Source organism: Methylobacterium sp. Leaf104, from assembly GCF_001422885.1.
Lineage (GTDB): Bacteria > Pseudomonadota > Alphaproteobacteria > Rhizobiales > Beijerinckiaceae > Methylobacterium.
In genome coordinates this window covers 298,549-317,500 of sequence record NZ_LMMZ01000037.1, presented here as the reverse complement: position 1 = coordinate 317,500, position 18,952 = coordinate 298,549, and the positions used below count along the sequence as shown (strand labels likewise).

Annotated in this window: 18 protein-coding genes and 1 tRNA gene (1 of these 19 cut by a window edge); 4 read left to right on the top strand and 15 right to left on the bottom strand. The window is 71.1% G+C overall.

The genetic code is table 11. The features are described from left to right. The 14 genes from rnr to ASF49_RS18400 all read right to left on the bottom strand — a co-directional run. A protein-coding gene (rnr, locus tag ASF49_RS18465; protein WP_056476438.1) for a ribonuclease R crosses the window boundary here: on the bottom strand, positions 1-1,608 show its 5' portion. The gene continues 702 nt to the left of window position 1, outside the view; the window shows 1,608 of its 2,310 coding nt (coding positions 1-1,608); its start codon is at positions 1,606-1,608; its stop codon lies off the left edge, out of view. A 143-nt stretch (positions 1,609-1,751) separates the two neighbouring features. Next, a complete protein-coding gene (locus tag ASF49_RS18460) occupies positions 1,752-2,090 on the bottom strand; it encodes a hypothetical protein (protein WP_056476351.1) in 339 nt (112 codons plus the stop codon). Positions 2,091-2,164: 74 nt separating this feature from the next. Next, positions 2,165-2,743, bottom strand: a complete 579-nt coding sequence (locus ASF49_RS18455) for an NADPH-dependent FMN reductase (protein WP_056476348.1) — start codon at positions 2,741-2,743, stop codon at positions 2,165-2,167. An 80-nt stretch (positions 2,744-2,823) separates the two neighbouring features. After that, on the bottom strand, positions 2,824-3,543 hold the full coding sequence (locus ASF49_RS18450) for a cytochrome c biogenesis CcdA family protein (RefSeq protein ID WP_056476345.1): 720 nt from the start codon (positions 3,541-3,543) through the stop codon (positions 2,824-2,826). A 9-nt stretch (positions 3,544-3,552) separates the two neighbouring features. After that, the gene (locus tag ASF49_RS18445) at positions 3,553-3,960 is read right to left on the bottom strand and encodes a thioredoxin family protein (protein WP_056476342.1); all 408 of its coding nucleotides are present in this window, start codon (positions 3,958-3,960) and stop codon (positions 3,553-3,555) included. Between the two features lie 35 nt (positions 3,961-3,995). Beyond that, entirely contained in the window at positions 3,996-4,601 is a 606-nt protein-coding gene (locus ASF49_RS18440) for a rhodanese-like domain-containing protein (protein ID WP_082511399.1), read from the bottom strand. After that, the gene (locus ASF49_RS18435; protein WP_056476432.1) at positions 4,579-5,394 is read right to left on the bottom strand and encodes a quinoprotein dehydrogenase-associated SoxYZ-like carrier; all 816 of its coding nucleotides are present in this window, start codon (positions 5,392-5,394) and stop codon (positions 4,579-4,581) included. The genes ASF49_RS18440 and ASF49_RS18435 overlap by 23 nt, the downstream gene beginning before the upstream one ends. Before the next feature lie 151 nt (positions 5,395-5,545). Next, positions 5,546-6,472 (bottom strand): MBL fold metallo-hydrolase, encoded by a 927-nt coding sequence (locus ASF49_RS18430; RefSeq protein WP_056476339.1) that lies wholly within the window; start codon positions 6,470-6,472, stop codon positions 5,546-5,548. A gap of 49 nt (positions 6,473-6,521) precedes the next feature. After that, complete coding sequence (egtD, locus tag ASF49_RS18425) at positions 6,522-7,490, bottom strand: L-histidine N(alpha)-methyltransferase (RefSeq protein WP_056476336.1); 969 nt, start codon at positions 7,488-7,490, stop codon at positions 6,522-6,524. Continuing rightward, positions 7,487-8,428 (bottom strand): methyltransferase, encoded by a 942-nt coding sequence (locus ASF49_RS18420; protein ID WP_056476333.1) that lies wholly within the window; start codon positions 8,426-8,428, stop codon positions 7,487-7,489. Before ASF49_RS18420 ends, egtD begins: the two co-directional genes overlap by 4 nt. A 2-nt stretch (positions 8,429-8,430) precedes the next feature. After that, positions 8,431-9,186, bottom strand: coding sequence for a guanitoxin biosynthesis heme-dependent pre-guanitoxin N-hydroxylase GntA (gntA, locus tag ASF49_RS18415; protein ID WP_056476329.1), 756 nt, complete (start codon positions 9,184-9,186; stop codon positions 8,431-8,433). 209 nt (positions 9,187-9,395) lie between these two features. Continuing rightward, positions 9,396-10,124 (bottom strand): hypothetical protein, encoded by a 729-nt coding sequence (locus ASF49_RS18410; protein ID WP_056476325.1) that lies wholly within the window; start codon positions 10,122-10,124, stop codon positions 9,396-9,398. A gap of 477 nt (positions 10,125-10,601) precedes the next feature. Beyond that, a complete protein-coding gene (glnA, locus tag ASF49_RS18405) occupies positions 10,602-12,014 on the bottom strand; it encodes a type I glutamate--ammonia ligase (RefSeq protein WP_056476323.1) in 1,413 nt (470 codons plus the stop codon). Between the two features lie 632 nt (positions 12,015-12,646). Beyond that, the gene (locus ASF49_RS18400) at positions 12,647-12,985 is read right to left on the bottom strand and encodes a P-II family nitrogen regulator (protein ID WP_003600526.1); all 339 of its coding nucleotides are present in this window, start codon (positions 12,983-12,985) and stop codon (positions 12,647-12,649) included. Between the two features lie 206 nt (positions 12,986-13,191). Between ASF49_RS18400 and ASF49_RS18395 the strand changes: the two genes are divergently transcribed. Continuing rightward, entirely contained in the window at positions 13,192-14,700 is a 1,509-nt protein-coding gene (locus ASF49_RS18395; protein WP_056476319.1) for a bifunctional ADP-dependent NAD(P)H-hydrate dehydratase/NAD(P)H-hydrate epimerase, read from the top strand. Here the strand turns inward: ASF49_RS18395 and ASF49_RS18390 are convergent. Continuing rightward, on the bottom strand, positions 14,693-16,180 hold the full coding sequence (locus ASF49_RS18390) for a multicopper oxidase family protein (protein ID WP_056476316.1): 1,488 nt from the start codon (positions 16,178-16,180) through the stop codon (positions 14,693-14,695). The genes ASF49_RS18395 and ASF49_RS18390 overlap by 8 nt on opposite strands. Before the next feature lie 215 nt (positions 16,181-16,395). Here ASF49_RS18390 and ASF49_RS18385 point away from each other — a divergent pair. From ASF49_RS18385 to ASF49_RS18375, 3 genes are all read left to right on the top strand, one after another. Beyond that, positions 16,396-16,480 (top strand) — tRNA-Leu (locus tag ASF49_RS18385). Between the two features lie 174 nt (positions 16,481-16,654). After that, positions 16,655-18,103, top strand: a complete 1,449-nt coding sequence (gene tig / locus ASF49_RS18380; RefSeq protein ID WP_056476429.1) for a trigger factor — start codon at positions 16,655-16,657, stop codon at positions 18,101-18,103. A 131-nt stretch (positions 18,104-18,234) separates the two neighbouring features. Further along, positions 18,235-18,861 (top strand): ATP-dependent Clp protease proteolytic subunit, encoded by a 627-nt coding sequence (locus ASF49_RS18375; protein WP_026176059.1) that lies wholly within the window; start codon positions 18,235-18,237, stop codon positions 18,859-18,861. Positions 18,862-18,952 lie beyond the last annotated feature (91 nt).

Genomic DNA, 18,952 nt, shown 5'->3' with positions numbered 1-18,952 from the left:
CTCCGCCACGCTGGCGAGGATGCGGTTGAACAGGGCGGGGCGCAGGATGCCCTCCTTCGGCAGCTTGATGCCGATGGAGGCGAGCACCTCGCCCAGCGCGCGCATCTTCTCCAGGGCCGGTTCGTCGTGCACCCGGTAGATCAGGGGCTGGCGCGCCTGCTCCAGGGTCTCGGCCGCCGCGACGTTGGCCTGGATCATGAACTCCTCGATGAGCCGGTGCGCGTCGAGGCGCGCGGGCACCACGACGCGGTCGACCGCGCCGTCCGCGGTGAGCAGCACCTTGCGCTCGGGCAGATCGAGGGCCAGCGGCCCGCGCGCGTCGCGGGCCCGGCGCAGGGCTTCGTAGGCGGCCCAGAGCGGGCGCAGCACGGGCTCGAGGAGCGGCGCGGTGACGTCGTCGGCGAACCCGTCGATGGCGGCCTGGGCCTGCGCGTAGCTGAGCTTGGCCCGCGAGCGCATCATCACCCGGTGGAAGCCGTGCCGGCGCTTGGCGCCCTCGGCGTCGATCACCATGCGGACCGCCAGCGCCGGCCGGTCCTCGGCCTCGCGCAGGGAGCAGAGATCGTTGGAGATGCGCTCCGGCAGCATCGGCACGACGCGGTCGGGGAAATAGACCGAGTTGCCGCGCAGCAGCGCCTCCCGGTCGAGGGCCGAGCCCGCGCGGACGTAGGCGGCGACGTCGGCGATCGCCACGGTGATCACGAACCCGCCCGGATTGGCCGGGTCGGGGTCGGGGAGCGCCATCACGGCGTCGTCGTGGTCCTTGGCGTCCGGCGGGTCGATGGTCAGGAGCGGTTCGCCGCGCCAGTCCTCGCGCCCGTCAAGCCCCACCGGCACCACGCCGTCGGCCTCCGCCAGGGTCGCGGCGGCGAAGACGTGCGGAATGTGGTGGAGATGCAGGGCGATCAGGCTGATCGCCTTCTCCGAGCCGAGGGAGCCCAGGCGCTCGCGCACCCGGCCCTGGGGCAGGCCGAAGCGGCTCTCGCGCTGGAGGGTGACGCTGACGAGGTCGCCGTCCCGGGCGTCCCCCTCCTCGCCGGCGGGAATCGCGACCTCGCGGCCCTGCGCCCGCTTCTCGACGGGAATGATGCGTCCGCCCTCGGGACCGGCCCGGAAGACGCCGACGATGTCGGTCTTGTTCTTGCCGAGCACCTTGATGACGCGGCCGCTATAGCGGCCCGGCTCGCCGGCGCCGGCCTCGACCCGCATCAGCACGCGGTCGCCGATGCCGGGGGCGGGCTGGCCCGGGCGCTTGCCGCCGCGGGGCGCGGAGACGGTGATCTTCGGGGCGGCCCCGTTGTCGACGTCCCACTCGGCCGGGGTCGCCAGGAACTCGCCGTCGCGGTCCCGAGCGGTGATGTCGGCCAGCACCACGGGCGGCAGGCGGCCGGAAGGCGCGAGGCCGCCGCGCTCGCGGGCGATGGCGCCGTCCGCCTCGATCTCCTTGAGGATCCGCTTCAGGCCGATGCGGTCGGCGCCCTTGATGTCGAAGGCCGCCGCGATCTCGCGCTTGCCCACTTTCTCGGTGGAGGCGGCGATGAAGGCGAGGATCTGCTCGCGGGAGGGGAGGCCGGCGGCGCCGGGATTGGGATTGATGCGTTTTGCCAAGGGATCCGGCTCGCTGCGCGGGCGCGAGGCCATACGCGAAAGGACGTGTCTCGCCGGGGGCGGAGCGCGGCCCGGCTCTTCCCCCGTAACATGGGCGCTGGAGCCTGCGCCGGCAACGGCGCGGGCCCGGCCCTCAACATGGTTCAGCCGGTGGCGGCGGACTTGCGCAGGCGCTCGACCGCCGCGTCGACCTCGAAACCGGGGGCGGTGAGTTCGGCCAGGGTGAACGGGCACAGGGCCGGGAAGCCGAACTCCACCTGGGCCTCGGCCTCGCGGTGTTCCGGGGCCTCGGCCTCGCGCACCGCCAGGGTCCAGAAGCCCTCGATGTTCAGCCCCGCGAGGCCGGCCCGATCGGCGCCCAGCCGCGCCTGGCCCTGCCGGGCCGCCTCGCGCCAGAGGGCGCTGGCCCGGTCGTCCGACATCAGGGCGGCCCGCACCAGGTTGGCGAGGAGCGTGCGGAGTTCCGTGGCGGTCTCGGACATGAAGGGCGCTCGGCGCGAGGGATCGGTTCGGATCGAAGCGCAAGCCTCGCGCCAGACCCGCCCCGAAGGCCCGCTCAGTAGGGCGTTCCCTTCGCCCGCTGCGCCTGCAGGGCCTCGGCGTACCAGACCAGTTCGTCGAGGAAGCGCTTGGCGGCCTTCGGCAGCCAATCGTCCTGGGCCGTGCCGGCCTCGTCCAGGGCCTTGCCGATCCGCGGGATCGGCAGGAGCGAGGGGATGCTCGAGGCACCGAGCTCGCCCATCATCGCCCTCAGCTGCATCGCCGCGCGGACGCCGCCGTACTGACCGGCCGAGTAGCAGACGATCCCCGAAGGCCGCCAGGAATACTCCTCCAGGAAGTGGTCGAGGGTGTTCGAGAGGGCCGGCGGAATCGAATGGTTGTACTCGGCCGAGACGACCAGGAAGGCATCCGAGCGCCGATAGAGCGTCGCGAGCCCTTCGAGAACGGCCGGCGCCTCGCCCCTGGGGTATTCCTTGTACATCCGGTCGAGGAGGGGGAGCTTCAGCTCGGCCGGATCGACCAGGGGCGCCTCGATGCCGCGGCTCTCCAGTTCGCGGATGACGAAGCGGGCGGCGCGCAGGCCCTGCCGGTCGGAGCGGACGGAACCGAGGATGACGGGGACGACGAGGGGCATGGGGTGACCTCCGGGCGATGCGTCCCTGGATACGCCGGTCCGGCGGCGGCGTCCAAGGGCGCGGTCCCCGGGCGACGCCGTCAGTACCGGGTCGTCAGCCGCGTCAGCCAGTCGGGGGAGGCGTCGACGAGGACGGTCTCCAGGGCCTTGTCGGTGCCGAGCAGGATCGCGAGGCCGGTCACCGCGAGGATGAGGCCGAGGGCCGCCTTCAGGCCCTTGCCGAGGCCCATCATCCGGTCGCGCCAGCCCGCCAGGGTGGCGCGGGACAGGGCGCCGAGCAGCACGAGGGGGAGGGCGGCGCCGAGGCCGAACAGGACCATGGTGAGGGCGACGGCGGCGAGGTCCCGCCCCTGGGCGGCGAGGAGCGAGGCGGCGCCGAGGGTCGGCCCGACGCAGGGGCTCCAGACCGCCCCGAGCAGGAGGCCGACGCCGAACTGGCCCGCGAGGCCGGCGGTGGAGAGGCCGCCGAAGCGCGCCTCGGTCCAGTCGCTCAGGGGACCGGCGGCGACCGCGAGCCGCGTCTGCGCGGCCGGCAGCATCAGCACGAGGCCGAGCAGGATCATCAGGACGGCCGCGCCCGTCCGGAAGAGGCCGGTGTCGAGCCCGAGGCCGAAGCCGATCGTGGCCACGAACAGGCCGATGGCCACGAAGGAGAGGGCGAGGCCGGAGGCCAGCGCCAGGGGGCCGAGGCGGTGCTCGGAGGCCGCGGCGCCGAGGACCAGCGGCAGCAGCGGCAGCACGCAGGGCGAGAGCACCGACAGCAGGCCGGCGAGGAAGGCCAGTCCCAGGCTGGTGCCCACCGACCCGCCCTAGAGCGTCTTCTCGACGAGGCCCTCGATCCATTCGGGCTGGGTCTCGCCCACCGAACGGCCGGTCTCGGTCTCGCCCTTGAAGGCGATCAGCGTGCTCTGCATGCGGGCATCGAACCGCCGCAGCACGTCCTTGCGGGTGTCGAAGTCGACGTCGAAGATGACGAGGTCCTTGAACCGGGGCTGCTCGGCGAGCCGGGCGAGGATCGGCTTCTGGGTCTTGCAGATCGGGCACCAGGGCGCGCTGACCTCGACCAGGATCGGCTTGCCGGCCTTCTGCGCCGCCGCGAAGGCCTCGGGGGTGTAGGGCAGGCTCTCGCCGGCGCCGGCAGGCCCCGCCAGGGCGAGCGGCGCCAGGACGAGCGGCGCCAGGGCGAGGAGGGTGAGGAGCGAGCGGCGGTACAGCATGAAGGGCCTAGCCTCGGCTTGATGAGAATCGGACCTCAGGGCCCGGCGCCATCCTTGGCGCGTCCCGTCCAGGTTTCGTCGGGGCGGATCGCCGCCGTGTCGTGCCGCTCCTGCCAGCCCTCGATCCCGTCCGGATACCAGTGGACGGCCCGGTAGCCGAGTCCGACGAGGCGCTTGCCGAGGTTCCAGCTGCCCCAGCAATCCGGGTGGCAATAGGTGACGATCGCGCGGCCGCGATCGCCCTGCGTCAGGGCCGCGACCCGGTCCGCGAGGGCGGCCCGGTCCGGCACGGAGAGGGTCCCCGCGCCGGCCCCCGGCAGCCAGGTGCTGTTCGGGATGGCCCGATGGATCGGCCGCCACAGGCGTCCGGCCGGCTGGTCCGGCGGCGTCGGCTCGGCCTCGGACACGTCGATCAGCACCGCCGGCCCGCCCGCGACCAGGACGTCGAGCCCGGCGCCGTCCAGGACCGTGGCGCCTGCCAGGGTCCTGGGCGTGTAGCCCTGGAGCGCCCCTTCCCAGAAGCCCGCGGGCTCCGGAACGTCGACCGGGGAAACGGCCGGGGCGGCCGCCGCGAGGATCGTCGCCGCGAGTAGGAATCCCGCGGCGCGGCCGAGAGGGTCAGTTGCTGGCGGCCGGCGCATCGAAGCTGTGCTCCCAGCGGCCACCCTGGTTGTCCTGCGTCACGACGGTGACCGGACCCTTGCCGTCGGGCAGCATGGCGAAGTTGATCACCGGGTTGGCCGAGATCGAGATGTCGCCTTCCATCACGAAGACGTTCTGGTCGCCGTGGCTGACGCTGATCCGGTTGATGTAGCGCGCGGGCGTATACTCGCGGCTGACCTGGTTCATCTGCAGGCCGGTGAAGTTCGGATGGCGGATCATCAGGGTCGCGGCGATGGGCTTGCCCGGGGTCGCATCGGCGAACTTGAGCCGCATGTCGCCCATGCCCTTCATCGCTTCCGCGTCGGTCATCCCCATCGGGGCCGAGCAGCCGCCCGAGGCCTTCACGAACTGGGTGGTCTGCACCAGGGCGCCGTCCTTGGTCTCCGCCACCGCGTGGACGTTGGTGTAGGTGTTCACCCGGACGCGCAGCTTCAGCGCCTCGGGATCCGCGGCGGGGCCGAAGGTGAAGTGCGCGGCGAGCGGCGCCGGGTTGTCGTCGATGACGAGGTAGAGGCCCTTGATCCGGTCCTTGTCGGCGATCGTCAGGGTCAGCGGCACGAGGGAGGCATCGTTGGCCCGGTCGGGCAGGTCCATCCGCACCAGCGGCTTGGCGGTCTCGACCGTGCGGTCGCCGAAGAGCAATTGCCGCAGCTCCGTCCAGCGCGCGTCGCGCTCGGCGACGTCGTCGCCGGCCGCGGCCCGGACGGTGCCGGAGCCGGCCAGGATCGCGAGGAACAGGCCGGCGGTCAGGCCGGCGGCGCGACGGGACATCCGCATGGCGTTTCACTCCTCGCACGATCGTGCAGGCCTTCTCGCGAAAGCGGCGGCCATTACCGCCTGCTTACGCCAAGGCGCGGCGAAAGTCCGAGGTCGGATCTCGGCGCACGGAAATATCTTGCGCAAGTTTGCGTGACGACCGGCGTCAGGGGGTGCGATAGGCCGAGCCGTCCGCCGCCGTCGCCGGGTCGGCGACGTAGCGGCCCTGCTCCGGCACTGCGACGCGGTCGAAATCTCGCGCCAGCGCGTCGAGGGCGCGCCGCAGCTCCGGTCCCCGGAGCGGGCGTCCGTGCCCGGTCACCGCCCGCTCGGGCTTCAGGCCGGCCAAAACCTCGACCGAGTGCCGGGCCGCCGGCCAGTCGGTGGTGAGGTACATGGGCGGGCCGTGCAGCTCGGGCGCCTGGACCGTCACCGCATAGGCGGATTCCTGGGCGGTGGTCACGAAGGCGTCGCCGGCGATCAGGGTGCGATCGCCCGCGCGCCAAAGCGAGACGTGGCCGGGCGTGTGGCCGGGCGTATGGATCCAGCGCCAGCCCGGCATCGGCGGCACGCCGCCATCCTCCGGCAGCGGGCGCAGCCGCTGCGAGACGTCCACGGGCCGCGTCGGGTAGAGCGGGGAGATCCGCGCCATCAGGCCGCCGCCGACGCTCGGGTCGGGGGGCGGGTAGGCGGCGGAGCCGTCGAGATAGGGCCGCTCCAGGGCGTGCGCGTAGACCGGCACGTCCCAGGCTTCCGCCAGGTCCTCCAGCACGCCGACATGGTCGAAGTGCCCGTGGGTGAGGACGATCGCCGACGGCCGCGCGCCCGCGCCGAATCGCGCGGCCGCGGCGGCCTCGATCCAGCGGCGCGACCCGGGAATGCCGGCATCGATGAGCACCCAGCCCCGGTCGCCGGCCCCGGGCGGCCCGGCCAGCACGACGTTGGCGATGGCCAGGCGGCGATAGGCGAGGTCCTCCGCGACGGGGTGGGTGCCCCCGCCCGTGCCGCCGCGTTCACGATCCTGGAAGTCACGATCTTGGAAGTCGAGATCCGCGATGAGCGCCTCGCGCGAGACGGGGACCTGCTGTGCCATGGGGGTTCTCCCGAAACGTTGCGGTGGTCCGACTTTCGGCCCGGGACGATCAGCCCCGGAGCAGGTGCAGGCTGAAGCCCCCTTGCGGGCCGGCCCAGTACCGCAAGGGTGTCCAGCCGTTCGCCGAGGCCAGGGCCGCGAAGGCCTCGGGCGTGTACTTGTGCGAGGTGTCGGTGCGGATGCTGTCGCCGGGCGCGAAGGCGAATTCGGCTCCGCCGAGGCGCGCCCGCGTGGCGTCCCGCGCCACGAGATGCGCCTCGACCCGGAAGGGATCGTCGCGGAGCCGGACGGCGTGGCTGAAGGCCCCGGGATCGAAATCGGCCCCGAGTTCGCGGTTCATCCGCACCAGGACGTTACGATGGAAGGCGTCCATCAGGCCGTCGGCCCCGCCATAGGCGGCGTGCAGGAGGTCCGGATCGACCGTGGGGTCGGCGCCGACCAGGAACAGGCAGGGGCCGAGGGCGGCCCGGGCCCGGGCCAGGAAGGCCCCGGCCTCCGCGGGCGGGAAGTTGCCGATGCTCGTGCCGGGGAAGAACCCGAGCACCGGGCCGCCGCCTCCCGGCAGGGGCAGGGTGAACGGCTCGGCATAGTCGGCGCAGACCGCCTGCATGGTGACCGCCGGGTAGTCCGGCGCGAGCCGCCGGATCGCCCCGGCGAGGTAGTCGCCCGAGATGTCGACGGCGATGTAGGTCGCGGGCCGGGACAGGGCGTCGAGGAGGGTGCGGATCTTCCGGCTGGCGCCGCTGCCGAACTCGACCAATCTGGCCCCGGGACCGATCTCGCCCGCCACGTCCCGCGCCACCTCCGGCAGCAGCGCCATCTCGCGCCGGGTCGGATAGTAGTCGGCGGTGTGGCAGATCCGGTCGAACAGGTCGGAGCCGATCGCGTCCCAGAGGTACTTGCCGGGAAGCGTCCGCGGCTCGGCCGAGAGGCCGGCCAGGGCGTCGCGCAGGAACGCGGCGCGCTCGGCTTCGGCGCGCCCGGCTTCGGCACCCTGCGCCGCGGCCACCCCGCTCATGGCCGGGTCGCCGTCAGGACGACGAGGGCGATCCGCTCGACCTTCGCATAGGCCGGGTCGTCGAGCTCCTCGCCGTAGGCGTCGGGATCGAACTCCCGGTAATCCCAGCTCAGGCCCGCCGCTGCGCAGAGGGCGCCGGCGGCCGCGCGGAACGGGTCCTCCCCCTCCACGATCGCCGCGCCGGTGAACAGCACGAGGCTGCCGCCCGGTGCGAGGCGCGCGCGCGCGGCCTCGACGACGCGGAGGGAGAGACCGGCCCCGAGGGGACCGCCGCCGTGGTCGATCATGAAGGGCGGATTCGAGATGATGAGGTCGAACTCGCCCGACACCGCCTCGAGCATGTCGCTCCGGTGCGGGCGCACATTGGCGATCCCGGCCGCCTCGGCGTTCACCGCCGCCGCCCGCAGAGCCGCCGGATTGATGTCGACCAGGGCCACCTCGGCCTCCGGTATCCGCTTGGCGACGCAGATGCCGGCCGCTCCGGAGCCGCAGCCGATATCGACCGCCCGCCGCACCGGCCTCCGTCGTTCGGCCAGATGCGCGAGCACCGCCGAGACGAAGCGGAGGGTGTCGGGGCCGAAGAACACCGCGTCCGGCGCGCTCGGAGGATAGGCCGAGTGCAGGAAGAGCTCGTCGTCGAGGCTGGAAAGGCGGATCGTGGGGCGCCATCCGGCCCCGTCGCGGGCCACCGCGCCGGCCTGTTCGAGGGCGGCGACGAGGTCGGGCGGCAGGAGGCCGGACGCGAAGGGCCGGCTCCAGCCGAGCACGTCGCGCAGGGATCGCGCCTGCTGGGCCTCGGGCCGGGCATTGACCCGGGCATGGGTGGAGGGGGTCACGGTGGTGAAACCGTAACCCGTCGCGCGCACCGCCCGCACCAGGGCGAGCAGCGCCTCGGGCGCGACATCCGGGAAGGCCGTCGCGGGGCTGCGCGCATCCATCCTCAGCCCTCCATGCTCTCGGCGACGAAGGCCCCCTTGCGTAGGGCGGCGATCACCTCGTCCCCGTCCCAGGCGGCGGGCTCGGCGCGGCGCCGATAGGGGCAGGTCCAGTCGTCCGGCACGGCGCGGCCGCTGAACTGGCGCGCGGCGGAGCGCTCGCCGTGCTCGGCCAGCATCGGGTTCGGCGAGCCGGCGAGGGCGACGTCGCGGGCGACGATGCTGTCCCGCAGCCGCTCGTAGCGTCCCTCCGCCCGCAGGCGCTGGAACTGGTCGTGCAGGTTGAACACCAGGGCCGGCGCCGCGAAGCGACGGGCCAGGCGGCTCGCCGCCGGATGCAGCCCGACGATGAAGAAGCCTTCGCCGCCGAGGCTGACCGAAAAGTGCGGGTCTTCCGGGTCGGCGGCGACGCGGGAATCATGCGGCTGGCCGAGATGGCCGTCACGGTCCGTCAGGGCCTGCACCCGGGTCCACAAGGCGGCTTCGAACGTCTCCTCGGAATCCGGGGCCTCGCCGTCGAAGAGCACCGCGAAGCTCTGGAACAGCTCCGGCGCCTGCCGGTAGCGCCAGACGAAGGCCAGGAGGGCGGCGTAGATCCGGGCATCGGCGGTGGGGCTCCCGATGCCCCTCGCCACCACCACGGTCATGCCGCCGCGGGAGAGGGCCGATTTGGCGCCGACGCAGGGAAAGGGGCGATGTCGGATGAAGTCCCGGAAGCGCTGAGCGAGGGGGTGCGACCTATCATCGGGCGGTAGAAGCATAGCAACTCTGAATCTCGGCCATCGTCATCGTGCCGCGATGCGTCGATGTCCGAAATCAGACACAAGCAAGACCCGCCCCCGTGCCTGACGAGACACGGATGAAGGCCTCGGCGATACAACCGCAGCCTCAGATGAAGATCACCCACGCGACCCGTGTTCCCTGCAAATCTGCCGCAGGACTGTGGATAACCGGGAAGGAGGACCCCGTCTCACCAGAGCGAGAATTCCGTGGCGAAGTCGGTGGCCTTCACGCGCTGGCAGGTCTGCGGCTCCGCCCGGCAATCCGCCTTGGGTTTCAGCGAGAGGGTGCCGTCCGGCGCGGTCTCGAAGGTCAGGAGCACCGGGGGATCGTCGCCCTTGGAATAGGCGAGGCTGACCTCGAAGCGGACGAAGTCGAAGCGGTCACGGTCGGCATAGACGATGAGGTCGCGGGAGACGGATTCGCCGGGATTGAGATCGGAGGGCTCGCCCCCCATTTCGGTGGCGCCGGCGAAGAGCCGGCCCTCGCGCAGGATCGCCTCGCCGGGACCCGTGAATCCGTAGGCGCGCGCCGGGGTGGTGCGATCGGCGGGCGCACCGTCGACCGCGGGCTTGCCGCCGGAGAGCGCATCCTTGCCGCCGGGGACCGCATCGAAGCGCACCCGTACACCGGTGACGTTGTAGACGAGGCCGAGAACGCGCACGCCGGTCTGGCCGACGTTCTTGCGGGTCACGGTCGAGCGGATGGCCACGTGACGGTCCCGCTCGCCCGCCCGCACCAGGTTCGTCGTCACCGAGACGGCGGGCGGCTCCAGGGCCGGCTTGATCCGGGCCTCGTAGATGAAGGTGTAGACCGCCCAGGCGCCGGCCGCGAGGATCGCGAGGGTCTGCACCAGCGCATTGGCGCGCTCCAGGTGGTCGCTCCGCCGGGATCGAAGAGTCTCGTCGTCCGCCTGCATCCCCGATCCCGGCCCTCGCGTCGGGGCGGCAAGCCCGTTGGCAGCATCATGGTTCCGTCCTCGGGGCTGGAGCCGGGCGCCGGTCGCCTGATGCGATCAGGTCGGATGCGGCTCGCGGGTCCGACCGGCCGTGGTGCCGAAGGACGCTTCGACCGGACTTCGGCCCGGAACGCAGACACGGCCGTCCGACGGATCGTCCCGTTCTCCTTTCGGGCAGCGTGATCGCATCTCGCCCACTCGGTCGGTCCCGGTCGCCGTAGGCGAGCCCGGAATCGACAACCGCCGACGGCATCGAACCTTGCCCGACCTGCGTGGCACGACGGACCCGATCTCGATCCGACACATGCAGGTCGATCCGATCGCTCCACGGATGGAATTCCGCCGGTCCCCGAAACGCGAAACGCCGAAGCCCCTCGCGAGGCTCCGGCGCTGCGCCGTCGTCCGGTGAGCCGGGCGCGCGGCCCGGCTCGGTCGCTCTCAGAGCGAGTAGTACATCGCGAACTCGACCGGGTGCGGGGTCATCTCGTAGCGCATGACCTCGGTCATCTTCAGCTCGATGAAGGAGTCGATCTGGTCGTCGGTGAAGACGTTGCCGGCCTTGAGGAAGGCGCGGTCGCGATCGAGGTTCTGCAGGGCCTCGCGCAGCGAGCCGCAGACGGTGGGGATCTTCTTCAACTCGCGCGGGGGCAGGTCGTAGAGATCCTTGTCCATGGCGGCGCCCGGATCGATCTTGTTGATGATGCCGTCGAGGCCGGCCATCAGCAGGGCCGAGAAGGCCAGGTAGGGATTCGCCATCGGGTCGGGGAAGCGGACCTCGACGCGCTTGGCCTTCGGGTTCGTCGTCCACGGGATGCGGCAGGAGGCCGAGCGGTTGCGCGCCGAGTAGGCGAGCAGCACGGGGGCCTCGTAGCCGGGCACCAGGCGCTTGTAGGAGTTGGTCGACGGGTTGGTGAAGGCGTTCAGCGCCTTGGCGTGCTTGATGATGCCGCCGATGTACCAGAGGCACTCCTGCGAGAGGTCGGCGTACTTGTCGCCGGCGAAGAGCGGCTTGCCGTCCTTCCAGATCGACTGGTGCACGTGCATGCCCGAGCCGTTGTCGCCGTAGACGGGCTTGGGCATGAACGTCGCGGTCTTGCCGTAGCTCTGGGCGACCTGGTGGATGCAGTACTTGTAGATCTGCATGTGGTCGGCGAGCAGGGTCAGGGTGTCGAACTTCATGCCCAGCTCGTGCTGGGCGGACGCCACCTCGTGGTGGTGCTTCTCGACCTTGACGCCCATGGACTGCATGGCGGCCAGCATCTCGCCGCGCATGTCCTGCGCCGAATCCTGCGGCGGCACCGGGAAGTAGCCGCCCTTGGTGGCGACGCGGTGGCCGAGGTTGCCGCCCTCGTAATCGGTGAAGCCGTTGGTGGGCAGTTCGGTCGAATCGAGCTGGAAGCCGGTGTGGTACGGGTCGGACCCGAACTTCACGTCGTCGAACACGAAGAACTCGGCCTCGGGGCCGACATAGATGGTGTCGCCGATGCCGGTGGACTTGAGGAAGGCCTCGGCCAGCTTGGCGGTGCCGCGCGGATCGCGGCTGTAGGGCGCGCCCGTGGAGGGTTCGAGCACGTCGCAGACGATCGACATGGTCGAGGCCGAGAAGAACGGGTCCATGCAGGCGGTGGCCGGGTCGGGCATCAGCAGCATGTCGGATTCGTTGATGGCCTTCCAGCCGGCGATCGACGAGCCGTCGAACATCGTGCCTTCGGAGAACATCTCGTCGTCGATCAGCGAGACGTCGAACGTGACGTGCTGCCACTTACCGCGCGGATCGGTGAACCGAAGGTCGACGTACTTGACGTCGTTGTCCTTGATTTCCTTCAGGACGTCGGCTGCAGTCTTGGCCATCCTTGGAGGTCTCCTTCATGTCTCGGCCCGTTGCGGCCGTGGTTTTGCCGCAGCGGGCACCGGCGCGCCGCAGAGCGGAAGGGTCTTAGCCGTCGAGCGTCTTGGGCGTCGAGCGTTTACCGCAGGTGAAGCGTCCGGGCCAGCGCAATTTCTCGGCGCCGGACGCGGAGCGGCCGCGAGAAGAGACGCAAAAACAGAACCTTAGAACTGTCTCCGGCGCTCGGGGGTGGTGCGGCGGCGGGTTTCGGGTCCCATTCGCCCGCACGGTCCCCCGCCACGGCGTCGGGATCCTGCGCATCGGGACGCGCTCCGCCGCGTCGCCGACCGACTCGGTGGCATCCCGGCCGAAGCGATTCCGGTCCATCGCCGCGTCGGAAACCCACGGCCTCCGGCAAGTCTCCGCGCCGTCGCCTCGATCATCGCGGCGCACGATCTCGACGAGACCCTCTTGGTATTCCATCGGGACCGGAGGGGGGCGGGATGCGGTCGCCGGGCTGATTTTCGCCGTGACCATCCGCCCGCGCGCCGGCCGAGCATGCCGCGCCGGAGGGCGTGAGACTGGTGCGGTCCGATGGACCGGTCGCCGCGTCGAACCGGCAGGGCGTCTGTGTGACGAGGCGACCCGACGCCGCTCAGATGGCGTCGGTCCCGGTTTCGCCGGTGCGGATTCGGATCGCTTCCTCGATGGTCGAGACGAAGATCTTGCCGTCGCCGATGCGCCCGGTCTGGGCCGACTTGCGGATCGCCTCGACGGCGCCCTCCACCAGCGCATCCGACAGGACGATCTCGAGCTTCACCTTCGGCAGGAAATCCACCACGTATTCGGCGCCGCGATAGAGTTCGGTATGGCCCTTCTGGCGCCCGAAGCCCTTCGCCTCGATCACGGTGATGCCCTGGAGACCGACCTCCTGGAGGGCTTCCTTCACCTCGTCCAGTTTGAAAGGCTTGATGATCGCTTCGATCTTCTTCATGCCGGGCGGGCCTGACCTCGATGCTTCTTGATCCATCGTTGGTACCATCGCCGTCCGGCCTTCGCCACGCCGATTTGTTCGGTGAGGGCGGAAAACTGCACAACGAATATGCACGCACCGCAAATCGTTTGGGCGAATGGCGCAGCTGAGGCTGTTTCGTGAGCCTCAGACGAGCAACCCGGCGCGAAACAGCGAAGGACACCGCGATGACCACCCTGCGTCTGCTCAAGGTCGAGGCGATGCGCCGGGTCGATGCGGCCGCCATCGCGGGCGGAACGCCCGGGACCGCGCTGATGGAGCGGGCGGGCGCCGCCGTGGCGGAGCGCGCCCGCGCGCTGGCCGGTGAGGGCGGTCGCATCCTGGTCCTGTGCGGTCCGGGCAACAATGGCGGCGACGGCTACGTGGCGGCCCGCCGCCTCGCCGAGGCCGGGCATGCGGTCGATCTCGCCGGGCTGGTGCCGCCGCAGGCGCTGTCCGGCGACGCGGCGGAGGCCGCCAAGGGCTGGGCCGGCCCGGTCCTCCACCTCAAGTCGCTCGGCGACCTCGCGGCCTACGGCCTCGTCGTCGATGCGCTGTTCGGCGCCGGCCTCGCTCGCGACCTCGCGGGCGACGTCGCCGCCCTGGTGGAACGGCTCGGACAATCGTCCACGCCTGTCCTCGCCGTCGACGTGCCGAGCGGAATCGATGGCGACACCGGCGCCGTGCGCGGCGTCGCGGTGCGGGCGACCGAGACCGTCACCTTCGTGGCCCTGAAGCCCGGCCACCTGCTCCAGCCCGGGCGCGCCCATTGCGGCACCCTGCACGTGGCCGAGATCGGCACCGGGGCGAGGGCCCTGGAGGCGGGTCTCACCGGGGCCGATCCGCTCTGGCGCAACGGGCCTGGCCTCTGGAACGCCGCCTTCCCGCGGCTCACGGCGGCGAGCCACAAGTACACCCGCGGACACGCCCTCGTCCTGTCCGGCCCCGCCCACCGCACGGGCGCCGCCCGGATGGCGGCGCGCGCCGCGCTCCGGGTCGGAGCCGGCCTCGTCACCCTGGTCTCGCCGAGCTCGGCCCTGGCGGAGAACGCCGCCCACTGCACCGCCATCATGCTGCGCGCCTGCGACAGCGCCGACGACCTCGACGATCTCCTCGTGGACGAGCGCCTCAACGTGGTCCTGGCCGGACCCGGCCTCGGCATCGGCGCGGCCACCCGCGATCTGGTGGCGGTGGCCGCCGCGGCGGGGCGCACCCTCGTCCTCGATGCCGATGCGCTCATTAGCTTCAAGGGACAGGCCGCCCTTCTGGCGGCGCACCTCTCCGACGGAGAGGCCGCCGCGGTGCTCACCCCCCACGCGGGCGAGTTCGACCGCCTGTTCGAGGGCACGGAGGCGGTCGATCCGGAGGCGGACAAGCTGGAGCGTGCCCGGCGTGCCGCCGCCATGGCCGGTGCCGTCGTCGTCCTGAAGGGGGCCGACACGGTCATCGCCGCTCCCGATGGCCGGGCCGCCATCAACGATCACGGCACGCCCTATCTCGGCACCGCTGGCGCCGGCGACGTGCTGGCCGGCCTGATCGCCGGGCTCCTCGCACAGGGCATGGCGCCCTTCGAGGCCGCGGCCGCGGCGGTCTGGCTCCACGGCGATGCCGGCCTGCGTCACGGCCCCGGCCTGATCGCCGAGGACCTGCCGGAGATGATGCCGGCGGTGCTCGGCGCGCTGCTGGGGCCTAGGTGACTTCGAAGAGGGTCCAGAGACCGGTGTCAAAGCGCTCCAGCACCGTCGAACCGAGGAGCCAGCGCCCCGGATTGTCGGCCTTGAAGGCGATTCGCGCCGTGCGGCCCTCGAGAAGCTGGAATGTGTCGAGCCAGTAGGGCTCCCAGCCGTCGTCGAGAGGGTGGAGCAGCCGGAAGGCGTGGCCGTGCAGGTGTAGGGCCTGCGGGAAGGCGGTCTCGTTCCGGATCGCCAGCACCACCACCTGACCGCGCTTGACCGAGAAGAGCGGCGACATCCCGGCGGTGCCTGGCGCACCGTTCACCGACCAGACCCGGTTGGAATCGCCGGAATAGGTCGGCTCGGCGGCGGGCTTGTCCTTGTCGATCCGGGCGCCGCCCGTGATGGTGATGTCGCGCCGGACGGCGTTCTGCAGCTTCACCTCGGCTGGCAGCAGCGGGTTGTCACCGATCTTCGCAATCGGCGGCCGCGGGGGCAGGGCAGCCTCGCCGGTCAGCGCCAGGGTCGCGAGGGCGACGCCGTTGCCGATCAGCGCCGTGATCGTGCCCTGGGCTCCGGGCTCGGTGGGCATGTCGAGCATCAGGTCGTAGCGGGTGCCGGGCGGAAAGGGCAGCGTGGCCCGCAGGGGCTCGAAGGTGTCGGTGGGCTGGCCGTCCACCGCCAGCACGTAGACCTTCACGCCGTCGAAGCGGATGCGGGTGCCACGGGCGTTGCAGACGTTGCCGAGGCGCAGGCGCAGGCGGCTGCCCGGCCGGGCGGTGATCGGCGCCGGCACCGGCACACCATTCAGGGTGACGAGGCTGCCGAGGCGCCCGGAGCTCGCGGCGAAGATCGGCTGGCCGAAGGGCAGCAGGGTATTCGCGTCGTCGAGGCGCCAGTCCTGCATCAGCAGCGTCAGATCCTGGTCCACGGCCGGCGGTGAGGCCTCCTCGACCACCAGGGCACCGGCGAGGCCCCGGCCCGAGGGCTCGCTCGATCCGCCGACGACGAGGGGGCGAATCAGGAAGGTGCCGGCATCCGGAGGCACGAAGGCGTAGGTGAAGTCGGCGCCCGGGGCGATCGGCGCCTGGGTGACGCCGCCGACCCCGTCCATCGGGTTCTGGTTGCGCACTCCGTGCCAGTGCAGACTGAGCGGCTTGTCCGTCCTGTTCTCGACCTTCAGCCGCACCGTCTCGCCGAGGCGGATCCGTACCACCGGGGGAGCGGTCTTGCCGTCGAAGGACCAGACCGGGGTCGGGGCGGCCGGCTCGGGCTTGAGCCGCAGTGTGCCGGGCGCCGCCGTCAGGGTGCGGGCGGGCGACGCCGCGGACGAACTTGCCGCGGAGGGAGGGGCGGGGGCCGGAGGTGGCTTCGTCGCCTGTGCACGGGCGCCGCGCGGCAGCAGGGCCAGCGCTGCGACACCGCCGAGGAGGGCACGGCGCGAGACCGAGACGGGATCGTTCGGGACGAGCGATCGGGCTTTCGGCAAGGGACCTTGCGGCATGAAACCTCGGCGTCGGGAAGGACGGGACCGGTCGCGGAGACGTCCGGGCGCTGCTTGTAGAATGCGGATTCGACGGACGCCAAATCGCCGTCCGCGCCGGCCGCCGTGGCCCGAAACGATCCTTGGCAGCGCGCCGATTTTTTTGCTGCGACCCGTGGCGCGCGTGCTATAGGACCCCGCTCTGGCGGCGGAAAGCGCGCCGGGCGTTGGCGCTTGCGGGCGTGGCGGAACTGGTAGACGCGCTGGATTTAGGTTCCAGTGTCGCAAGACGTGGGGGTTCGAGCCCCTCCGCCCGCACCAGTCCATCGCCGTCGGGAACGGATTGGCTCAGTGCGATGGCCGGCCGGCCCGCTGCAGGAAGCCGGCCCTCGGCGGCGCGCGATCCCGGCGTCGACCTCGTGGAGCCCGCAGGGGCGGGCCGCGAGGAACCAACCGAATTTGCGCGATCACACGGACGACAGCGGAAAGACGACCATGCAGGTGACCGAGACACTCTCCCAGGGACTGAAGCGCGAGTTTCAGGTCCTGCTCGCCGCGAACGAGCTCGAGGAGCGCCTGACCAGCGAGCTGTCGACTCTCAAGGACAAGGCCCAGATCAAGGGCTTCCGTCCCGGCAAGGTCCCGGTCGCGCACCTGCGTAAGCTCTACGGCCGCTCGGTCATGGCCGACGTGCTGCAGAACGCCGTCAACGAGGCGAACCAGAAGATCGTCTCCGAGAACAATCTCAAGCTCGCCCTGGAGCCCAAGATCGAGTTTCCCGGCGAGAAGTCGATCGTCGAGCGCGCCCTCGATGCCAAGGACGACGTCTCCTTCAACGTCGCCCTTGAGGTGCTGCCGACCTTCGATCTCGTCGACCTGTCCGATGTCAGCCTGACCAAGCAGGTCGCCAAGCCTTCCGACGAGGAGATCGACGAGGCCATCACCCGCATGGCCTCCTCCAACCGCTCCTTCGCGCCCCGCGAGGAGGGTGCCGCCGCCGAGACCGGCGATCGCGTCACCATCGATTTCGTCGGCCGCATCGACGGCACCGAGTTCGAGGGCGGCACCGGCGAGGGCATCGACCTGGAACTCGGCTCCGGCTCGTTCATCCCCGGTTTCGAGGACCAGCTCGTCGGCGCCAAGGTCGGTGACAAGCGCACCGTCAAGTCGACCTTCCCGGAGGCCTACGGCGCCGCCCATCTCGCCGGCAAGGACGCCGAGTTCGACGTGACCGTCACGGCGATCCAGGCGCCGGGCGAGACCAAGATCGACGACGAGCTCGCCAAGACCTTCGGCATGGAATCCCTGGAGAAGCTCAAGGAGGCGGTCTCGACCGCCATCGGCAGCGACTTCGAGGCGCAGTCCCGCCGCAAGCTCAAGAAGGACCTGCTCGACGCCCTCGACACCAAGTACGCCTTCGATCTGCCTCCGAGCCTGGTCCACCAGGAGTTCGCAGCCGTGTGGGCCCAGGTCGAGCAGGACCTGAAGTCCCGCGAGAAGACCTTCGAGGATGAGGGCACCACCGAGGAGAAGGCGACCGCGGAGTACCGCAAAATCGCCGAGCGCCGCGTCCGCCTCGGCTTGGTGCTTGCACAGGTCGGTGAGACGGCCGATATCAAGGTCTCGGACGACGAGGTGAACCAGGCCCTGATCGCCCGGGTGCGGCAGTATCCCGGCCAGGAGCAGCAGGTCTGGGACTTCTACCGCAAGAACGCCCAGGCCCTCGCCGAGCTCCGTGCGCCGATCTTCGAGGAGAAGGTCGTCGACCACGTGCTCGCGCAGGTGAAGCTGGTCGAGGAGCCGGTCTCGAAGGAGGCTCTGTTCGCCGACGAGGACGACGCCGAGGCGGGTGCCGAGGGCAAGTCCGAGACGAAGGCCGAGAGCAACGACTCGGCCTCGACCGGAACCGACGAGGCCCTGCCCGCCGTCGCCAAGGCCGACTGAGCCCGGCTGCTCCACGAGGGTGGCGGGCTCGAGAGTAAGGCGATGTTCACCATCGCCGTAGTTCGCTGAAACGTCCGGTGCGCGCCCGATTCGCGGCGCGGCCGGACCCCTTGTAGCTGGGGCACGTGATGATGAGAGATCCGGTCGACTATTATAACAGCGCGCTCGTGCCCATGGTGGTCGAGCAGTCGAGCCGCGGTGAGCGTGCCTTCGACATCTATTCGCGCCTGCTGCGCGAGCGCATCATCTTCCTCACCGGCCCGGTCGAGGATTACGGCGCGTCGCTGATCGTCGCGCAGCTGCTGTTCCTCGAGGCCGAGAACCCCAAGAAGGAAATCTCCTTCTACATCAACTCGCCGGGCGGCGTCGTGACCTCCGGCCTGTCGATCTACGACACCATGCAGTTCATCCGCTGCCCCGTGACCACGCTCTGCGTCGGCCAGGCTGCGTCGATGGGCTCGCTGCTCCTCACCGCCGGCGAGCCCGGCCACCGCTTCGCCCTGCCGAACGCCCGGATCATGGTTCACCAGCCCTCCGGCGGTTTCCAGGGCCAGGCCACCGACATACTGATCCATGCCCGCGAGATCGAGGCCCTCAAGAAGCGCCTCAACGAGATCTACGTGAAGCACACCGGCCGCGACTACGACACCATCGTCCAGGCGCTGGAGCGCGACAACTTCATGACGGCCGACGCCGCCAAGGAGTTCGGGCTCATCGACGAGGTGATCCAGAAGCGGCCCGAGCCCGCCGCCGCCTGATCCCGACCGGGACCGCCGGGCATCCGGCCCGGCGCGTCGTTTCGAGGCGGAGCGCTTTTTCGGTGCCCGCCTTGATCCCGTCGCGGTCGCG

Excerpts from the sequence above, each read along its gene's own strand:
- ASF49_RS18460 (WP_056476351.1), bottom strand. The coding sequence starts at position 2,090 with ATGTCCGAGACCGCCACGGAACTCCGCACGCTCCTCGCCAACCTGGTG.
- ASF49_RS18455 (WP_056476348.1), bottom strand. The coding sequence starts at position 2,743 with ATGCCCCTCGTCGTCCCCGTCATCCTCGGTTCCGTCCGCTCCGACCGG.
- ASF49_RS18445 (WP_056476342.1), bottom strand. The coding sequence starts at position 3,960 with ATGCTGTACCGCCGCTCGCTCCTCACCCTCCTCGCCCTGGCGCCGCTC.
- ASF49_RS18440 (WP_082511399.1), bottom strand. The coding sequence starts at position 4,601 with ATGCGCCGGCCGCCAGCAACTGACCCTCTCGGCCGCGCCGCGGGATTC.
- ASF49_RS18435 (WP_056476432.1), bottom strand. The coding sequence starts at position 5,394 with ATGTCCCGTCGCGCCGCCGGCCTGACCGCCGGCCTGTTCCTCGCGATC.
- ASF49_RS18430 (WP_056476339.1), bottom strand. The coding sequence starts at position 6,472 with ATGGCACAGCAGGTCCCCGTCTCGCGCGAGGCGCTCATCGCGGATCTC.
- egtD (WP_056476336.1), bottom strand. The coding sequence starts at position 7,490 with ATGAGCGGGGTGGCCGCGGCGCAGGGTGCCGAAGCCGGGCGCGCCGAA.
- ASF49_RS18420 (WP_056476333.1), bottom strand. The coding sequence starts at position 8,428 with ATGGATGCGCGCAGCCCCGCGACGGCCTTCCCGGATGTCGCGCCCGAG.
- gntA (WP_056476329.1), bottom strand. The coding sequence starts at position 9,186 with ATGCTTCTACCGCCCGATGATAGGTCGCACCCCCTCGCTCAGCGCTTC.
- ASF49_RS18410 (WP_056476325.1), bottom strand. The coding sequence starts at position 10,124 with ATGCAGGCGGACGACGAGACTCTTCGATCCCGGCGGAGCGACCACCTG.
- glnA (WP_056476323.1), bottom strand. The coding sequence starts at position 12,014 with ATGGCCAAGACTGCAGCCGACGTCCTGAAGGAAATCAAGGACAACGAC.
- ASF49_RS18400 (WP_003600526.1), bottom strand. The coding sequence starts at position 12,985 with ATGAAGAAGATCGAAGCGATCATCAAGCCTTTCAAACTGGACGAGGTG.
- ASF49_RS18395 (WP_056476319.1), top strand. The coding sequence starts at position 13,192 with ATGACCACCCTGCGTCTGCTCAAGGTCGAGGCGATGCGCCGGGTCGAT.
- ASF49_RS18390 (WP_056476316.1), bottom strand. The coding sequence starts at position 16,180 with ATGCCGCAAGGTCCCTTGCCGAAAGCCCGATCGCTCGTCCCGAACGAT.
- tig (WP_056476429.1), top strand. The coding sequence starts at position 16,655 with ATGCAGGTGACCGAGACACTCTCCCAGGGACTGAAGCGCGAGTTTCAG.
- ASF49_RS18375 (WP_026176059.1), top strand. The coding sequence starts at position 18,235 with ATGAGAGATCCGGTCGACTATTATAACAGCGCGCTCGTGCCCATGGTG.